Annotated in this window: 16 protein-coding genes and 1 pseudogene; 5 read left to right on the top strand and 12 right to left on the bottom strand. The window is 64.4% G+C overall.

Annotated elements, in window-relative coordinates; all coding sequences use genetic code 11:
* Positions 1–78 precede the first annotated feature (78 nt).
* From ACSQ3E_RS29005 to traA, 4 genes are read right to left on the bottom strand one after another with little or no spacing between them, the layout of a single operon-like run.
* Positions 79–693: a TraH family protein gene (locus ACSQ3E_RS29005; protein WP_263008425.1), complete on the bottom strand. Its 615-nt coding sequence runs from the start codon at positions 691–693 to the stop codon at positions 79–81.
* Positions 694–707: 14 nt separating this feature from the next.
* Complete coding sequence (locus ACSQ3E_RS29000; RefSeq protein WP_436125298.1) at positions 708–1847, bottom strand: conjugal transfer protein TraB; 1140 nt, start codon at positions 1845–1847, stop codon at positions 708–710.
* Between the two features lie 16 nt (positions 1848–1863).
* A complete protein-coding gene (gene traF, locus ACSQ3E_RS28995; protein WP_263008424.1) occupies positions 1864–2394 on the bottom strand; it encodes a conjugative transfer signal peptidase TraF in 531 nt (176 codons plus the stop codon).
* On the bottom strand, positions 2391–5693 hold the full coding sequence (gene traA, locus ACSQ3E_RS28990; RefSeq protein ID WP_263008423.1) for a Ti-type conjugative transfer relaxase TraA: 3303 nt from the start codon (positions 5691–5693) through the stop codon (positions 2391–2393). The genes traF and traA overlap by 4 nt, the downstream gene beginning before the upstream one ends.
* A 183-nt stretch (positions 5694–5876) precedes the next feature.
* Here traA and traC point away from each other — a divergent pair, with 183 nt between their 5' ends.
* From traC to ACSQ3E_RS28970, 4 genes are all read left to right on the top strand, one after another.
* Entirely contained in the window at positions 5877–6206 is a 330-nt protein-coding gene (gene traC / locus ACSQ3E_RS28985) for a conjugal transfer protein TraC (RefSeq protein ID WP_436125297.1), read from the top strand.
* Between the two features lie 4 nt (positions 6207–6210).
* The gene (gene traD / locus ACSQ3E_RS28980; RefSeq protein WP_263008422.1) at positions 6211–6426 is read left to right on the top strand and encodes a conjugal transfer protein TraD; all 216 of its coding nucleotides are present in this window, start codon (positions 6211–6213) and stop codon (positions 6424–6426) included.
* On the top strand, positions 6413–8338 hold the full coding sequence (gene traG, locus ACSQ3E_RS28975) for a Ti-type conjugative transfer system protein TraG (RefSeq protein ID WP_263008431.1): 1926 nt from the start codon (positions 6413–6415) through the stop codon (positions 8336–8338). The genes traD and traG overlap by 14 nt, the downstream gene beginning before the upstream one ends.
* A gap of 548 nt (positions 8339–8886) precedes the next feature.
* Positions 8887–9165, top strand: a complete 279-nt coding sequence (locus ACSQ3E_RS28970; protein WP_263008421.1) for a WGR domain-containing protein — start codon at positions 8887–8889, stop codon at positions 9163–9165.
* 20 nt (positions 9166–9185) lie between these two features.
* Here ACSQ3E_RS28970 and ACSQ3E_RS28965 read toward each other — a convergent pair whose 3' ends face one another.
* The 5 genes and pseudogenes from ACSQ3E_RS28965 to ACSQ3E_RS28945 all read right to left on the bottom strand — a co-directional run bounded on the left by ACSQ3E_RS28965 (position 9186) and on the right by ACSQ3E_RS28945 (position 13579).
* Entirely contained in the window at positions 9186–9497 is a 312-nt protein-coding gene (locus ACSQ3E_RS28965; protein ID WP_263008420.1) for a DUF736 domain-containing protein, read from the bottom strand.
* Positions 9498–10186: 689 nt separating this feature from the next.
* A pseudogene (locus ACSQ3E_RS28960) lies at positions 10187–11111 on the bottom strand (hypothetical protein).
* The gene (locus ACSQ3E_RS28955) at positions 11108–12040 is read right to left on the bottom strand and encodes an ArdC family protein (protein ID WP_263008430.1); all 933 of its coding nucleotides are present in this window, start codon (positions 12038–12040) and stop codon (positions 11108–11110) included. The pseudogene ACSQ3E_RS28960 and the gene ACSQ3E_RS28955 overlap by 4 nt, the downstream one beginning before the upstream one ends.
* Positions 12041–12320: 280 nt before the next feature.
* Entirely contained in the window at positions 12321–12506 is a 186-nt protein-coding gene (locus ACSQ3E_RS28950) for a hypothetical protein (RefSeq protein ID WP_263008419.1), read from the bottom strand.
* Positions 12507–12991: 485 nt separating this feature from the next.
* Positions 12992–13579 (bottom strand): hypothetical protein, encoded by a 588-nt coding sequence (locus tag ACSQ3E_RS28945; protein WP_263008418.1) that lies wholly within the window; start codon positions 13577–13579, stop codon positions 12992–12994.
* A 548-nt stretch (positions 13580–14127) separates the two neighbouring features.
* Between ACSQ3E_RS28945 and ACSQ3E_RS28940 the strand changes: the two genes are divergently transcribed.
* Positions 14128–14472, top strand: a complete 345-nt coding sequence (locus tag ACSQ3E_RS28940; protein WP_263008417.1) for an alkylphosphonate utilization protein — start codon at positions 14128–14130, stop codon at positions 14470–14472.
* Between the two features lie 13 nt (positions 14473–14485).
* On the opposite strand, the gene ACSQ3E_RS28935 is transcribed toward ACSQ3E_RS28940, so the two are convergent.
* The 3 genes from ACSQ3E_RS28935 to ACSQ3E_RS28925 are packed head-to-tail and all read right to left on the bottom strand — an operon-like array spanning position 14486 to position 16172.
* A complete protein-coding gene (locus ACSQ3E_RS28935) occupies positions 14486–14815 on the bottom strand; it encodes a hypothetical protein (protein ID WP_263008416.1) in 330 nt (109 codons plus the stop codon).
* On the bottom strand, positions 14812–15699 hold the full coding sequence (locus tag ACSQ3E_RS28930) for a DUF7007 domain-containing protein (RefSeq protein ID WP_263008415.1): 888 nt from the start codon (positions 15697–15699) through the stop codon (positions 14812–14814). Before ACSQ3E_RS28930 ends, ACSQ3E_RS28935 begins: the two co-directional genes overlap by 4 nt.
* On the bottom strand, positions 15696–16172 hold the full coding sequence (locus tag ACSQ3E_RS28925) for a hypothetical protein (RefSeq protein WP_263008414.1): 477 nt from the start codon (positions 16170–16172) through the stop codon (positions 15696–15698). Before ACSQ3E_RS28925 ends, ACSQ3E_RS28930 begins: the two co-directional genes overlap by 4 nt.
* Between the last annotated feature and the right edge of the window lie 81 nt (positions 16173–16253).

Below are 16253 nucleotides of genomic sequence, written 5' to 3'. Positions count from 1 at the left end.
GTCTACACGGTCCCTGTGACCTTTGAAAAGCCGTTCGGGTTTCCACCCACTCCCGCGAACGGCAGCCAGAGAGAGGGTTTAGGGATACGGGACACCAATCCCCGAAAGATCGATGCGGATCCCCGCCTTGTTGGGATCGCCGGGTTGGGTGTCGTGCTGCATGGGAACTTCGCCTGCTACCGTCCCCTCGGAATTATCCTCTTCCGATGGTCCGGGCGGCGTCTGCTTCGGCTCGGCAAGACTCATCTCGCCAGGATCCGGTTCGCTGAACACGGCCCGACCTTCGAAATATCCCGTCTTCCAGGCGTAGATCGCGTCGTCGAACGCCTCGTCGACAGCGCTGCCGTACCATTTCGTGACGATGCGATAGACCTTCCAGAACAGCGTCGTGCCCATGCGGATGTTGGCGCAGGCGTCGAGAAGATCGGGATTTAGTTCCGAGACATCGGCGACGCCTAACCCGGCCGGAAATTGCGTAACGCCGACCCGCACGACTGCCTTGCCGACATGCTGGCGAATGAGCGCCAACGCCTCTTCCGGAGTGCGAGGCTTCGGCACGAGCACGACACGATCGCCAGCGCTAACGGTGACGGCGAGCGGATCGCTGGAGCCGGCCTCCGCGATGAACTTCTCGACGATGGCCGGTTTCAGACCGGGACCGGCGCATTGCTGGATAAGGGCGGCGTCGATCATGGGCAACTCCTTGGTCAAAGGTTGAAGGCAGTCACAAGGGGTATGCCGAACAGCCGGGCCCAAGCCTCGGCGCTGGCTTTCTGGATGGCGACGATCGAGGTGCCGGCCGTCCACCAGCCATTGCCGGTGGCGACGATGACCTCGGGCGCGTGCAGCATCGACTGAAGGACCGGCCAAAGGATCAACTGCTCATAGCAGATCAGCGGCGCGATCCGCCGGACGCCGAGCTCGACGATCGGATTGGCGAAGAAATGCGCCCGCGCGCCCCCGTCCTGCCCCGTCCATGCCAGCCATGGCTGCCACATGGAGACCGGGACCGGCATGCGCTCCCGATAGAGAATATCGGCGCGCACGGCGGAGATGGCGAGCATGACATTGTCGTAGCCTCGCGCGTCGACGGTCGCCGCGCCGGCGATCACGGTGATGTCGACGCCGTGCAACTGGTCGCGCCAGACCCCCTCGACGGTCGGCGTCCACAAGCCCAGAGCGCTTTCGGGCAGCACGGCGATACCGGCGCCCTCGCCGGCCGCTCGCCGCACCGTGGCGATCAGGTCATGGTGTTGTTCCAGCCCGACATTGCGGCCGAGGCTTTGGCCGAGTTCCAGGTCGACGCCTTTCCACCCTTCCGGTGGGGATGGGTCTGTCCACGAAGCGGCGAACCAGAGCCATATCCCACCCAAGACGATGGCAGCGGCCGGCCACCATCTCGTCGTCATAGCGAGAAGACCGGCGGCGGCGACCGCAAGGCCGAACCATCCCCATCCCGGAAACAGCGCGCCGGCGGCCGTCAGCGGATGCGCCCAGCCGACTATCCCGAACGGTGGCACCGCCATCAGGAGCGCCGCCAGCCCATACCGGGCCGCCCTCCTTCCTCCCCGCCGGCTCGTCCACAGAGCCGTATGCACGGCGACGAAGGCCAGCGACGCGGTAAACCAGAGCAGCAGACCCGGCCAGAGATCTGAGGCATAGTAATTGGCGACGCCCTGTGGCAGTCCGCGTGAGGCTGCGAGGAAATAACCCCCCGATACCAGGGCCGCGACGATCCGGGACGGCGATAACGCCCATAGTGCCGGGAATGCGAAGGCGAGGGGCAGGGTCCGCAGATCGCCGCTCCAGGCGACAGCGCCAACGAGCGAGGCGGCCGCCGCCAGCATGACAGCACGCACAGTGTCAGGGATCGAAGGTGAGGACCGGGCGGGCGCGACCGAGGAGGCCGGTTCCGGAGATCGGCCCGAAATATCGTGAGTCAAAGGAACCCGCAAAATCGGAGTGAAGAAAGAGGTGCGCCGACGGAACGAGCCCGCCAGCGAAGGGAGCCAGCGCCCTGCCCTTTGCGTCGGCGGAATGCAGCTGCGAATGCGCGAGCAGCCGGCCGTCAATCGCGACGCTGGCGCCGATGTCGACACGCTGCCCCTCGATCGCCGCGACTGTCTTGATCAGCGGACTTAGCCAGCCCGGGCATAGGCCACGCCGGAGATAGCCGCGCTCGCGAGCCAACCTGAATGGCGGTGTGTCCGGAGGGCAGATGAAGACGAGATCGCCTGCGATCGCGGGCCGATCAAGTGCTTTGATGCGCCAGAGACCGAGCGGGTAGCTCGGCGTGAGATTAAGGCGGATACCACCAAGCCAACCTATGCAGATCAGCGTAGTTGCGGTCATTGCCGCGACCGCGATCAGGGTGATGGCGTGACGACGGCTCATTGCTTCAAAACCGGAGTCTTGCGCTGTGACAGGCGAAGGTTCTCCGTCTGCTTCAGGGTCTCCGCCGTCCGCTCGTGGGCGGTGATCTGCTGCGCCGCGCGCATGACCGGCCAGGCTTCCGCGAGCTTCTGGCGCTCGCCTGGCGCCAGGCCATTCGCCGCGCTCTCGAAGAGCTTGCCGGATGGTTCGCGCGCCGCATTGGTGAGCAGTGTCCGCTCGCCGAACCGCCCCGTGATCGCCTTGTTGAAGCCGTCGATCTCGGCCTTAGCCATCCTGTCGGCAAGGGCGTAGCCGAGCGCAGCCGGCAGGTCGTTGCGGTCGATCGCATCGCGCACGCGCTCGAGCACTTGGTGAGCGGCGGGAGACAATGCCGGGATGTCGATCGAGACGCGGCGGCGCAGCGTCTGTTCGTCGGCCTCGATCTTCTGCACAACCGTCTGGCGTAGCCGCAGGTAGCGCTCGATATCCCGCTTCAACGCCGGCGCATTGACCTCCGCGATGCGCCGGTCTTCGCGATCGACCTTGCTCGCCAGAAGCCCGACCCTTCCCTTGAGCGGACCGATGGTCGCCGGTTCATTGACCAGGCGCTCGAGCGTCGCCCTGGCCGTCGACGGATCGGTGAGGACCGCATCGAAGTTCATCGCCCGGAAGGCCGTCTCGGGATCGGCGAAGACGAAGCGGAAGCGGGTCGAGACCTCCTCCCACTGCTTCGCAACAGTCGGATCGGCAAGCAGCTTTTCCTCGACCGTATCCTGGACCGAATACGGGAACTGGGTGACGCCCTTCACCATCGGCGCGGACTCCTTCAGCGTTTGGGTTTGACGCGTGTCGAGAAGGCCGAGGCGCTCGCCCAAACCTCTCAGGCGCAGCCCCAAGTCTGCGAGGCGCTGCTTCTGCCGGAGCGTCCAGTCTACTCGATCTCGGACCAGCGTGCGGGCGACACGGGCAATGTGCAGGCCACGGGTCTCGGCGAAGCGCAGCGCCTGGCGGTAGAGCGTGCCGGGCTCGTAGTCGAGCGTTGTTTCCTTGGCGTTGCGCCGCGACAGGATCTTGATGAGTCCACCGCCCATGCCAAACGAACGGCGCCCGTAATAGAGCGCCATATCCTCGCGGTGACGTGTCAGTGCGACATAGGTCAGGTGACGATCCAGAGACAGGGACGCCAGCACCTTCACCCGGTCGACGGTCGACCCTTGAGATTTGTGGATCGTGGTCGCATAGCCATGGTCGAGGTTGCGGTAGAAGCGCTGATCGACGGAAACACGATGGCGCTGATCGCCCTCGCCGATCTCGGCGACAATCCGGTTCGGCACGGCCTCGATGACCCTGGCGATCATGCCGTTCTTAACGCCAAGGGCGCCGGCGTTCTTCAGGAAGACGATCTGGTCGCCGACGTCGAAACAACGCATGCCGTCCTCCGTGCGGAAGGCATGGCCCTCTCCGACGATGCCGCGTTCTACCAGCTTCTCGCGGGCCATCGTATTGAGCAGGCGCACGTCGCGGCGCAGATGGGCGAGGATCAGCGTCGACTTCGTGGCATCGTAGTCGCCGTTCCAGTCTGAGATCAGGTTCTCGACGGCTTGCGCCTTCAGGTCCGAACCCATCACCCTGCCGCGGCTCCGATAGGCGGAGATCGCCTGATCGAGGCGTCCGCGCGCGAGATCGAGCGATGCCTTCCGCATCCAGTCCTCGCGCTGGCGGTAGATGGTCTCTAGTTCGGCATAGCCAATGCGCTCTAGGATTGCCCGGAACGCCGCTCCTGCCTCGATTGGCTGGAGCTGCTCTGGATCTCCGACCAGGACCAGCTTGGCGCCGTTCCGCAATGCTGCCTCAACGAACAGCGCCATCTGCTTGGAGGCGACCATACCGGCCTCGTCGAGGACAAACACGGTCTTCACGTCGAGCGCGTCGCGGCCCTCTTTCCAGCGCAGTTCCCACGACGCCAGCGTGCGGCTGGCGATGCCGGCCTCTTTCTCCAGACCCTCGGCGGCCTTACCGGCGAGTGCACCGCCGACCACGCGATATCCGGCCGATTCCCATGCCTCGCGCGCGGCCTTCATCATCGTAGTCTTGCCGGCGCCGGCGCGCCCGACGATGGCTGCGATGCGTGCGGCGCCCGCCACATGCTCTATGGCGACACGCTGCTCCTGCGACAGACGCTCATTCCGGGCAAAGGTCGCCTCCAGCGCCTTCTGCCGGACGCCATGGCTCGTGCGCTGCGAAAGCCAGATTGACCGCTTCGCCATCTCCGCTTCGACGCGGATCAATTCGCGCGTCGCGTATCGGGCGCGCACCCTCTCCCCGGTGGCGAAATCGACGCTTTCGCGTTCGATCCGCAACAGGTCCGGGCTGTGAAGAATGCGCGTCATCAGATGCTGGAAGGTTCCGGCATCGTCGACATAACGATGCAGGACCTTGGCGATATCCTGGTTGTCGAAGACGCTCTTTTCCGTGGACAGGAGGTCGAGGACGATTTCGGGACGGCGCAGGATTCTGCGAGCGTTTTCCTGCCGTTGCGCCTCGAACTGCTCGATCCGGTCGAGCGAGGGCGCCCATCCCTGCTGCACACCCTTCCGCTGTATCGCTTTGGCGCCAACGCCGATATGGACGGTCGGGACAAGATCGATGCCGCGCTCGGCATAGGAGCGGCCATCGACGCGGATTTCCAGGCCGCCGAGAGCGAGATGCTGATTCTGAAGGTCGAGCCAGCCGTTGCGTTGCTCGATGAACTCCTGTTTCTCGCCGGCCCAGAGGCGGTACTGGATCTTGCCCGATTTCGTACGGACCGGCTGACCGTCCTCGCCAAGGATGGCGAACTTTTTCGCGCCAAACCCGGCGTCCGTGAGCGGGCGCAGCGTGGTCATCAGATGCACATGCGGGTTGCCAGGTTCGTCGTGATAGGCCCAGTCGGCGACCTGTCCGCGTGCCAGGACCTGCTCGAGCACGAACTGCCGCATCAATGCGATGTTCTGCTCCGTCGTAAGCTCGGCCGGCAGCGCGATGATGAACTCCTTCGCGAACTGCGCATCCTCGCGCCTCTCGAATGCCTCGACCCTGTTCCAGAAGGCCTCCACCGCGCCGGCCACTGAGCGGTCGGCAATCAGCTTGCGCGCCCAGTCCGGAGCGTCGGCCGGTAACAAAAACTCCTCATGGGCGAGATTGCGCTTGTTGGAATAGTCGACGGTGCGCGCCTCCATCTCATAGGTCATCTTCGCGCAATGCCGGTACGCGGCCGACAGCACGGCGCTGCGGCCATTGCCGCGTCCGATGAGCTGGGGCGTGAAGTGCGTGATCGCCACGGTGACGACGGCTCCCGATATGAACGAACATGGTGTTCGTCGGGATCGGACCAGCCCAGCGAGGCCGGGAGCAGAACGTCGTGTCAGCGACGTATTACTGCGCCCTTGGATCCATTCCTTCGGAACGGCGGGATGATCTCAGGCGGCGCCGGCTCTGCCGACTAGCTTTTTTACTAGTCGTCCATGGCGCGCATCCGGAGGATTCTGGACGAACTCCAGAAACGACCAGATGAAAAAGGCCTAACCGGAATGAAGAAACCGTCGTCGAAGATCAGGGAAGAGATCGCAAGACTCCAGGATCAGCTCAGGCAGGCCGAAACGCGCGAGGCCGAACGGATCGGCCGCATCGCCCTGAAGGCAGGTCTTGGAGAGGTGCAAGTCGATGACGGCGATCTGATCAAGGCGTTGGAGGACGTCGCAGCGCGCTTTCGCAAAGGGAGTGGACGACCGGACAGGCAGACGGCTGCGTCGGTCGCGGCTGGCGCGCCTCCGGGGTCGGGTGACGAGGCTTGAGCGCATGCAACGGGCGAGCCAGAGCGAGGCGCGCCGCAAGGACACGCGGGAGAAAATCCAGCTTGGCGGCCTCATCGCCAAGGCTGGTTTGCGCTACGAGAAGCGTGCTCTGTTGCTCGGCCTGCTGATCGACGGCGCCGGCCGGTTCAGGGCCGATGACAATGAGCGCGCGCGCTTGCTCGCCATCGGGGAGAAGGCCTTTTCCCATGACCCCGACTAGGATCGCGCTGCTGATTGCGCCGGGCCTGCTGATGGTGAGCATGGTTCTGCTGCTCACCGGTATCGAGCAGTGGACGGCGGGCTTCGGCACGACGGAACAGGCCCGCCTCATGTTGGGCCGGGTCGGGCTCGCGCTGCGCTATGTCGCTGCGGCCGGGACCGGCATCATCTTCCTCTTTGCCGCCAGGGGCGCGAACGCCATCCGGTCCGCCGGCGCGGGCGTGCTGATCGGAACGATTGCCGTTGTCGCCATCGCCGTGGTCCGGGAAACCGCCCGGCTGGTCTCCTTCGCCGGAGATGTGCCGCCAGGGAGCGCGATCACGAACTACATTGATCCAGCAACCGCCATCGGCGGGATGCTGGCAATGGTCGCCGGCGTGTTCGCGCTGCGGGTCGCCCTTCGCGGCAATTCGGCCTTCGCCGCCTCAGCGCCACGCCGCGTTCGCGGGAAGCGCGCGATCCATGGCGAAGCCGAATGGATGGGCGTCAATGAAGCGAAGCGTCTTTTTAGAGACGCCGGCGGCATCGTCGTCGGGGAAGCCTATCGCGTCGACAAGGACACGGTGGCGGATCGTGGGTTCCGCGCCGACGACAATGAGACGTGGGGGGTGGGTGGAAAGTCTCCCCTCCTTTGCTTTGACGCCTCGTTCGGCTCGACGCATGGACTGGTCTTCGCCGGCTCTGGCGGCTTCAAGACGACATCGGTGACGGTGCCGACCGCACTCAAATGGGGCGGCGGCCTTGTTGCCCTCGACCCGTCCAACGAAGTGGCGCCCATGGTGATCGAGCATCGACGCAAGGCCGGTCGTGACGTTTTCGTCCTCGATCCCAAGGACCCGACGACGGGATTCAACGTGCTGGACTGGATCGGCCTGTTCGGCGGCACCAAGGAAGAAGACGTGGTTGCCGTCGCGAGTTGGGTGGTGACCGATACCGGACGGTCGACCTCGATCCGCGACGACTTCTTCCGCGCATCGGCCCTGCAGCTCATCACCGCGCTGATTGCCGATGTCTGCCTCTCAGGGCATACGGAAAAAGAAAACCAGCATCTGCGGCAGATGCGGGCGAACCTCTCCGAGCCGGAGCCAAAATTACGCGAGCGGCTGCAACGGATCTACGACAATTCCGAATCCGATTTCGTGAAGGAAAATGTCGCGCCGTTCATCGCCATGACGCCGGAAACGTTCTCCGGCGTTTATGCCAATGCGGTCAAGGAGACCCATTGGCTGAGCTACCCGAACTATGCTGCGCTCGTCTCGGGTTCGAGCTTTTCCACCGACTCCGTCGCGGAGGGCAAGACCGACATCTTCGTCAATCTCGATCTCAAGACGCTGGAGACCCACCCCGGCCTCGCCCGCACCATCATCGGTGCGCTGCTCAATGCGATCTACAACCGGAATGGAGGGATAAAGGGTCGAACGCTGTTCCTGCTCGATGAGGTCGCCCGGCTGGGCTATTTGCGGATTCTGGAGACGGCGCGGGACGCCGGTCGCAAATATGGCATCAGCCTCGTGCTGCTGTTCCAGTCGATCGGCCAGATGCGTGAAACCTATGGCGGTCGCGATGCGACGAGCAAATGGTTCGAAAGCGCATCCTGGGTGTCGTTCGCGGCGATCAACGATCCCGAGACCGCCGACTACATCTCGCGCCGCTGCGGCAACACCACGGTAGAAGTCGATCAACTCAGCCGGTCCTCGCAGATGTCGGGATCGTCGCGCACGCGATCGAAGCAATTGGCGTCGCGCCCGTTGATCCTGCCCGATGAGGTCCTGCGCATGCGCGGGGACGAGCAGATCGTTTTCACCGCCGGCAATGCACCGCTGCGTTGCGGCCGGGCGATCTGGTTCCGACGCGCCGATATGAAATCGGTCACCGGCGAAAACAGATTCCACCGGAAGGAAGGACCAACTTGAGGCTGACACCGGTGGTTTTGTCCGTCGAGGACCGGCTCGGTCGCGCACTCTACGGGCCATGAACGTGGGACGAGATCTCGCTTGGCGAGATCTCGTGCGTGAAGGGTTCGCCCCGCCTCTGGGATGGGCCACGCCTCGACTGGTGTTCGTGACTTGACCGCAGTGAGGCCGGGTTTTGAAGGGTGGGAACCGTCGCCCGACGGGGTCCTATTCAACCTTCCCGGGACGCAAAGACTTCCGGTGAAGACAAGATGGCCGTGGGAACGATCGGCAGGGAATGCTATCCCTATGATGGGAACGTCAATGATCGGAGCCGAAATATGGGTGAGTGGCCGAAGGACAAGTTGCTGCGCCATGGCCCGAATCTGCCGATGGAAGAGCGCATTCGACGCTACCAGCATAACATCCGTACGATCCGCGCAGCGGGATGCGCCGTGCCGACCTCAAATCGGCCGACACGCCATCCATCACCGGAATGAATCGATCCGCTTCCAGTGATTCAAACCTGTCATTGGACGTCGGGCCCCGGCTGCGCGATTCTGTGTCACATGAACGCGCAGCCCTACCACCTCTATATCGAACGCCGTGACCCCAGCCAGAACATGGCCCGGTTCTACGCGCTGTCGATCGAGGCGACGCTATTCGGCGAAACGCGGCTCGTTCGCCGCTGGGGCCGAATTGGAACACGCGGCAGGATGGTGCAGCATTCCTTCGACAAGGAGGATGAAGCTGTCGAACTCTTTCTCGCAGTGCTGCGCGTCCGACGCCGACGCGGCTACCAGCCGCGGTCGGCCGCTCGCCATGTGGAAGCGACCCCGTCTGCCTGACGGGGCCGCTGCGATTTCGGTCAGTCGCGGTTCGGGCGAGACCAGATGAGCTGGAGGCCTTCCTGTCCGTCCACCTCGATCAGGGTGGCGTAGATGGGAGCCGGGAAGCTCGGATCGTCCAACTTGACCGAGAGGTAGTCGCGCTCACTCTCCCTGGCGGTTTTCTGCCACGCTGCGCCTAGCTCGACTGCACCCGAGTAGAGGCGGAAGTGCGGGCCCTTGTCGGAGGGATTGTCGACCCGCTCGATGCGCGCCTTGACGTTGAGGTTGAGGGTCTTGATGGTGCCGGTGAAGCCGTTGGCGGTGCTGGTGAAGGTTCCGATGGTGGCCATGGTGAAGTTCCTTTCCTTGTGTTCGGGCCGCGCCCTTCGCGACCCCGATGGCAGTCGAAGGATCGGAGACGATCGGACCGCACCCCGCAGGGGCCGCAATGCAATGGAGGGCGGCCAGGAGCGGCTTTCTTGGCCCGCGAGGAATGGCGGCAAAACCGGGGTCCCCGCGCGACCTGTCGCGTGGGGTGGTTCGTCAGGGGAAGAAAGTTGCGGATGGCCGTTGCGGGAGAACGATCGAGGCGTAGCCGGTTTCCGATCAGACATGCCTCATCGAGCCGCAGAAGGGTTGGCCAGTTCAAAGGGGTGGAAGGAACGGGCTGGCCCACTTTTCGGGATGCGTCATTGGCGGTGTTGAGGACGCCAGAACATGACACCCGTTGCCGAAGTCAGGATGCACTGCATGGGTGGCCAGCAGCACACCCCTCTGGCCCGCTCAGGAAACATGATATGGGTCTGGCGATCTGACGGCCCCCCGTGTCTGGACCGTGAGAAGCCGTCGCACACCGCCATCGTCAACGGTGGACCGGTCAATCCTGCAAGGCGATCGCATGCCGGCTTTCTCGAGGCGGCGTCCGGTTCGGACCAGCTTTCTTGCCACGCAAGTTCGTGGTCTGGTCCGGTCGCAACCCCGTCAGGCAGTCGGGGTCGCTTCCGAAAGAAAATGGGGCTAGCTCTGAACGAGGCATGTGTCAGACACGGCACATGCCCTCGCATTCGTTCATCCAGAGATCGAGCTGGCCGTGATCGGCCGGCGTCGACAGGTCAGCCTCATCGAGCGGGACGGCGGATCGATGCAGGAACACCTCTCCGCGAATGCCGCGCGGGCCGGTGCGAATGGTGCGGTCGACCTCGACCGCGTCCAACCAAGCGGCATGGTCGTGGTCGCGCATATGCCGCTATCGGGCATTATCGTGGAACGGGCAGCCGACGCAGGCCGATTTTGGGGGCGTCGGATAGCCGTGACGGCGCAGCCAGGCGAGACAATCCTGGCGGCTCCTGCGCTGCTCGATCAGCGGGAAGCGTTTGACCTGCCACGCCTCGAAACTCGGCTTGGCGCGGATGATTTCATCGCTCCACGACCGGAAAGGAGGGAGACCTCTTGCGGGTCAGGCCGGCGAGCTCGCGGACCTTGCGGCGGATAGGCACGATCTTCAACTCCGTCGTGCATTGCCGCCGGATCATGCCTATCGACATAGTCTCCTTGGATATGCGCCGTGTGCCGATGGTGATGATCTCGCCATCATCGTGCTCGTCGAAAATCGGCACTTCGGCGCCGGCCGGCGTCACCGTTCTGGTGAAGGCCGGAATAGACGCCCAGCGAGCCCCCTCGCCGGCGGCGACGAGCTGCTTGCGGATACTACCCGCCGACACGATATGGACAGGAAAGGGCAGCACGTTCGTCGACATCAGCCAGTCGAGATGCTCATAGACGGCCTCGGGTTCCCAGCCGGTGTCGGCGAAAATGGCGCATTCGGGCATGGGGCCGATCTCCCCATGCGCGGCCATCAGCGCCATGGTGGTGGATTGGACGCCCGCTCCGAGTGAGAGGGCGCGCAGGCGGATCGGGGAAGGTGCGTCACCTTCCCCGCCGATGGTGGGTGCCTGGAACATCATGCGGCCTCGCGCTCTTCGGAGGCCGCGGGCTGCAGGCCGTGGAGGAACGCGACGGCGCGCTGCGCGTGCGCAGCAGCAGCGAAGATTGCCCGCTTGTCGCCGACGAGAACCTTGAGCCAGGACTCGAGATAGCTCGCATGATCCGCCCGGGGCTCGAGTTCCGGCGCGATGCCGAGATCGGCGCAGAGGAAGCAACTCCCGAGCTCGGCTATCAGCTCTTCGCGCGCCCGCTCGCTACGATCCTTGGTATAGCGGCTGAGATCGCGGTCGACACGATGCGGCGCCGCCGTCCAATGCGTGGCTTCGTGGCTGAGGACCGCGACGTAGGACGCGGCATCGCGGAAGCTCTCGAAGGGCGGCATCTGGATGATATCGAGCGCGGGGGCAAAATAGGCCTGAGAACCGCCATGCCGGATCACGGCGCCGGTATTGGCAAAGAAGCGATCAGCATGTTCGATGCGCGCTACACGATCGCGCACGGGCTCCGCTCTTTGCCTATAATAATGGTCCGGCAGGCTGTCGATCTGCGCGACGTTGAAGACCGTGTAGGCCTTGAGGAACGGGATCTCTCGATCGAATTCCTCACCGACAGCGTCCGTCTCGGTCTTGATGAAGCGGCTGGCGAAGACGACCATCGAGCCGGTCTCGCCCTTGCGAACTGCCCCGCCGAGCTCGAGCGCCTGCTTGAACGTCATCCACATCGGGCTGGCAAAGCCGCGTGCGGTCGCCTCGGACCACAGCAGAAGTACGTTCATGCCGCTATAGGGTAGACCGTTATGCCGGAGCGGCCGGGTCACCCGGCCGATGGCGTTGGCTGAATGCCATGGCTGCATCCAGGGACGAACACCCTTCTCCAGGTCCGCGACGATCCTGTCGGTAATCCGCGCATAAATATCGACGCGGGCTTCCTTGTTTTCTTTCCTGCTCATTTTCATGAACCTCCATTCTGGAGGCCGCGCCGATCGCGGCCCCGTCACGGGGTCCACAAGGGCGGAGTAGGGAGGCGGGCCGCGCACCCACCGGGGTCCCCGTTGCGCTCGCGCAATGGGGTGGTCCTTAGGGCCGAAGCGAAGCGGCGGACGGCAAAGCCGTTGCGCTGACTGCCTCGCTCCGCCAGGACACCGGGGCCGGACGGGGCCGGGAGCGGGCAACAGGAAAAAAAAAGGCGGCGCCGAGCGCCGCCACCTTGTTGTCCGTGGGTGGATCGGTTCAGTGAACCGACCGGCCGCCACTATAGGGATCGTAGACGTAGAGCGCCTCGACTTCGGCATCGTCGAGTTCGTTTTCGGGGAGGACGCCGTACTCGTCGTCGGATTGGAAGAGGATGACGGTGACCATCAGGGTGCGGGCGAGGTTCCAGGCGTGCTTCTGGGCGAGTTCGAGATTGTGCGACATCTGAGGGCTCCATCTTTGAAGCGGGCCATTCCCGCTCGATGGCTCCTCAAGAGGTCCGGCACCCGGGCGCGATCACCGCAGAGGCGAAGCCGGCGCGGCCGCACGCTTGCGTAGCGGACCCCTCGCGGGTTGATCGTGGAAGATCCGGGGACGGGCCAGGACGCCATCACAAGAGAGCGGGATTGGTGCGCTGGCAGAGATCGTTGGCTAGGGCATGATCGCGTTGCTCAAACGCAAGAGCGGCCACCACCACCCGGTCCTGGTGATATTGCGCAGACAGCGATGGAACCCTGGTGCCCCCGATTGCGCGGCCACGAGCGGGTCATATCAGCGATTGCTGCCGCCATTGCGCGCTGTTCCGGCATATCTGCCGGCGACAGACAATAGGCGAGCCCGGCGACCAGTCCCATGAGGAGAATGACGGCCAGGCAATGTGGCAACCTGGTCGTATGAGGATGGGCGGAGCCAAAGCTCCGCCCGTTTGTTCAACCGAGAGCTGCCATCTGCAGTTCGGCGGCCTTGCGATCGACGGTCTGGCCGGGGTTCTCGACGGCCCGCTCGAAGGGCTTCCAGGCTTCGCCGATAATTTGTTTGTAGGCAGCGACAGCACCCTCGGCCGCCATCCTGAGGGCATGGGCCTGAACGCCCATGTCGGCTGCGAATTCTCGCTTGCGCTGGGCGGCGCTGTCGAAGCCGACCGGGCCACCGACGTCTTCGTCGCGGGCATCATTGGCGGACTTGGCCGTGGCATCGCGGGCCTCGGTGACCGCCCGGCTGTAGAATTGGCCGGCGCCGTGGGCGGAACCGACATAGGAGCCGACGATGCGCTGCAGGTGGATCTGCATGGCCCGTTCGCCTAGCCCTTCACCGAGGCTGTCAGCCGTCTCGATGATCAGGCGTTCGTGCAGGTCGCGGATGCCGTCGCTGTCGAGAACGGGAAGACCGAAGCTTTCCGAGATCAGGGAGGCCTGGTTGGCGTCCGGGCAGGCAAGCCGGACCATTTCGAGCGTGGTGCCTTTGCGGAGCGGGACGACCCTGGAGGGAGAGCGGTTGGTGCGTGCGGTCCTGGTCATGTGAGAGTTCCTTTCCTTGCGCCGAAGGCTCGGGCCGGCCCGTGCCGGTCTTCCCTTCGGGTGCGGTCAGAGAAAACCGGCGGGACAGCGGCGGCTTCAGGGTCCGGGAGCGACAAGGGCGAGCAGGCCAGGCTTGCGGACCAGCAGGGCGGCAGCCCTCGCGCAGGATGCGGGCCTGGCCTGCCGAGACCGTCGAGCCCGGCCGCCACGCGGCGCGGAACGCGGCCTTGAAGGCGCCGCCAGCCGGTTTAGACCGCTCCACAAACCCGAGGGGATGACCGGCATGGGTGCTGTTCGGAACCAGTGCAACCGGAAGGAACGGGATGCGGGGCCGCGTTTCCGCCAGAGGCATCACAAGTACGACCACCTGCCCGCACCATCCCTCGATTTGCTCCTGCCGGCCCGGCCCTCGATTGCGACATGAGGATTGGCAAGCCGGCTTTCACCTGCAATAGCAGCGTCCATCACCGGCGATGACGATGACTATGTCTATGACGAGGTGAGCGGCGAATGGCGATGATTTCGACGAGGAGGCCGACGATCTGCGTATGGGTGGCAGCGTTGATGAAACTGATCTGCTCGGCGACAAGGTTAAGCTCGCACAGGTCAACCCGGGTCATGCAAGGCTCGCTAAGGCTGAAACGGATGCAGCGCTTGGCGTGAAGATTCCGAAGAGGATCGCAGAGGTCAATGAGCACCACGGTAATCTGCTGGCCGATGGCGACGCCGTAGTGCTGATCAAGGACCTCAAGGTCAAGGGCGCCGGGCAGACACTGAAACAGGGCACGGTCATCCGTTCGATCCGCCTCACCGACAATCCCCAAGAAATCGATTGCCGGCATGACGCCATCAAGGGTCTCGTGCTGCGGACCGAGTTCGTGCGGAAACGGTGACGATCGCGCGCGATCACGCGGCGATCTTCTGAACCAGGCCGTGCCGCTCGCGCAATGCGGCTATCGCTTGATCCTGCCGCGCCAGCCTGCGCGACAGGGCATCGATCTCGGGCTGGCGTTCGGCGGTGAGCATCGCCAGATGAGCGCGATAGCGCTCGAGGAATGCTCCCGCGTCGGGCGGTTTGCCGCGCCGATAGGCTGTGCGCCTCGGCGCGAGCTTCGGGATCAACGCCGTCATGCGACGAATGATCTGCCGGTCGATCAGGTCGAGCTGGCGCTGGATCTGGCGCCGCGCTTCTTCCAAACGGCATAGCCGGCCATCTATCTCGGCTGGGGCGGTCATTTCTGCCGCCCCTGCCACCCGACGAAGCTCGACGGACCAGCATAGACGGCATGCCGTTCGGGATCGATGACGAAGCCGAAGCGGCCAATGTCGTATTCGGCCCTGGGGACGAGAAAACGCCGCTCCTCTGACCCGATCCCGCGCCTGCCACCTTGCATGGCGAGGCACTCGACATAGCCTTTTTGCTGATCGGACGCGATCGCGGAGACGACCACCCAGTCATTGACGTGCGCGGCCTCGAAGTCACGCTGATCCTTGGTCCGGGATTCTCCGGGGCCGAGGATGGTGCCGAAGATCGTTTCCCAGGCATCAGGGAAGCTGTCCTTGATCGTCCGTTCTGCGGCGCGACGTTCGAACGCTGTGAACAGCTCCGGGAAGGTGATGGCGACGATCGCCCAGCACTCGTCCTCTTCGTAGAACCCGTCCGATGTGCGGAGCAACGGATGAACCCTGGCGTTGCGCTCGGCCGAAAGATGAAACCCTCCGTGACCGGCGGTCGAATGGAAGGCTATGCCATCAGCATAGACCGTTGCTCCCTGCGACGGTCCCCAAGGGGTGTGGGCCGGGGACCGCATGTCGCGGCGCCCAAGCGCTGTCCGCTCACGATGATGCTCGGCCCGTTCGAGCACCTGGGCGCAAAACGCATCCTCATCGGCCAGATCGCCGCCGTGACCGTAGAAATCGTCGCGGGTCCATTCCCCTATGGGTCGACGGATACGCCATCCGCTGGCCAGATAGTGGCGGCCATCACGCGCAGGCGCCATGGCGAAGCCATGATCGCCGACAAGCGCCACCAGCATGCCGTCAGCGCTGCGGCCAAAAGAAACCCCGGACGTATCCGGGGTCGCAGGCGTGGGCGAAAGAGAAGACTGGGGCTTGTTCATGCCGCCGTCCTCCCCTCGACCACATCGGCGGCAACCGCGTCGACCGGGACTTCGGCCAGCACGGCGTTGGGATAGCCATGCCGGATGAGCCATTCCTCCGCTGCCGCACGATGCGGGGCGAGATGGACGAGCTCGGCATTCTCCCCGGCCCGGTCGAAGACCCGGACCGAACCGGGAGCCGGCCTTTCGATGACGCTGGACCGCAGGCGAGAGTCCAGCGAGAAGGTCCGATGCACGCGGATGGCGATGACGCCGCCAGACCCGAAACCGGCCTGATGCAGGGTGAAAGAGGCCGCGAGCGAGACAGCGCCGATGCCGCGCTCGCCCTGCTTGCGGATCAGCCGGCCCTGGCTGTTGTTGTTCCGCCGGGCCGAAAGCTTCTTGCGGTGCAGTTCGGGCGAGCGTTGCGTGTCGTCGGACCAGGCGACAACTGCCCCGATTGGGGCGTCCTCGAAAATCGAAAGTGCGGACATGATGTCCTCCAGATGGTGGGTTTGGAAACAAAACCGCCGCCGGGATGACCGGCGGCGGCAAGGCGTTCGAAAAGGAGAAAT

The sequence above is a fragment of the Aminobacter sp. LjRoot7 genome, from assembly GCF_964252895.1.
GTDB classification, from domain to species: domain Bacteria; phylum Pseudomonadota; class Alphaproteobacteria; order Rhizobiales; family Rhizobiaceae; genus Aminobacter; species Aminobacter aminovorans_B.
Note: the sequence above shows the minus strand (reverse complement) of the source record. Positions and strands in the feature narration are given on the sequence as shown.

What these genes read in the sequence shown, in the direction of transcription:
- ACSQ3E_RS28955 (WP_263008430.1), bottom strand. Translation starts at nt 12,040, where the DNA reads ATGAGCAGGAAAGAAAACAAGGAAGCCCGCGTCGATATTTATGCGCGG.
- ACSQ3E_RS28950 (WP_263008419.1), bottom strand. Translation starts at nt 12,506, where the DNA reads ATGTCGCACAATCTCGAACTCGCCCAGAAGCACGCCTGGAACCTCGCC.
- ACSQ3E_RS29000 (WP_436125298.1), bottom strand. Translation starts at nt 1,847, where the DNA reads ATGCTGGCGGCGGCCGCCTCGCTCGTTGGCGCTGTCGCCTGGAGCGGC.
- ACSQ3E_RS28970 (WP_263008421.1), top strand. Translation starts at nt 8,887, where the DNA reads ATGAACGCGCAGCCCTACCACCTCTATATCGAACGCCGTGACCCCAGC.
- ACSQ3E_RS28965 (WP_263008420.1), bottom strand. Translation starts at nt 9,497, where the DNA reads ATGGCCACCATCGGAACCTTCACCAGCACCGCCAACGGCTTCACCGGC.
- traC (WP_436125297.1), top strand. Translation starts at nt 5,877, where the DNA reads ATGGCGCGCATCCGGAGGATTCTGGACGAACTCCAGAAACGACCAGAT.
- ACSQ3E_RS28935 (WP_263008416.1), bottom strand. Translation starts at nt 14,815, where the DNA reads ATGACCGCCCCAGCCGAGATAGATGGCCGGCTATGCCGTTTGGAAGAA.
- traF (WP_263008424.1), bottom strand. Translation starts at nt 2,394, where the DNA reads ATGAGCCGTCGTCACGCCATCACCCTGATCGCGGTCGCGGCAATGACC.
- ACSQ3E_RS28930 (WP_263008415.1), bottom strand. Translation starts at nt 15,699, where the DNA reads ATGAACAAGCCCCAGTCTTCTCTTTCGCCCACGCCTGCGACCCCGGAT.
- traD (WP_263008422.1), top strand. Translation starts at nt 6,211, where the DNA reads ATGCAACGGGCGAGCCAGAGCGAGGCGCGCCGCAAGGACACGCGGGAG.
- ACSQ3E_RS28945 (WP_263008418.1), bottom strand. Translation starts at nt 13,579, where the DNA reads ATGACCAGGACCGCACGCACCAACCGCTCTCCCTCCAGGGTCGTCCCG.
- ACSQ3E_RS28940 (WP_263008417.1), top strand. Translation starts at nt 14,128, where the DNA reads ATGGGTGGCAGCGTTGATGAAACTGATCTGCTCGGCGACAAGGTTAAG.
- traG (WP_263008431.1), top strand. Translation starts at nt 6,413, where the DNA reads ATGACCCCGACTAGGATCGCGCTGCTGATTGCGCCGGGCCTGCTGATG.
- ACSQ3E_RS29005 (WP_263008425.1), bottom strand. Translation starts at nt 693, where the DNA reads ATGATCGACGCCGCCCTTATCCAGCAATGCGCCGGTCCCGGTCTGAAA.
- ACSQ3E_RS28925 (WP_263008414.1), bottom strand. Translation starts at nt 16,172, where the DNA reads ATGTCCGCACTTTCGATTTTCGAGGACGCCCCAATCGGGGCAGTTGTC.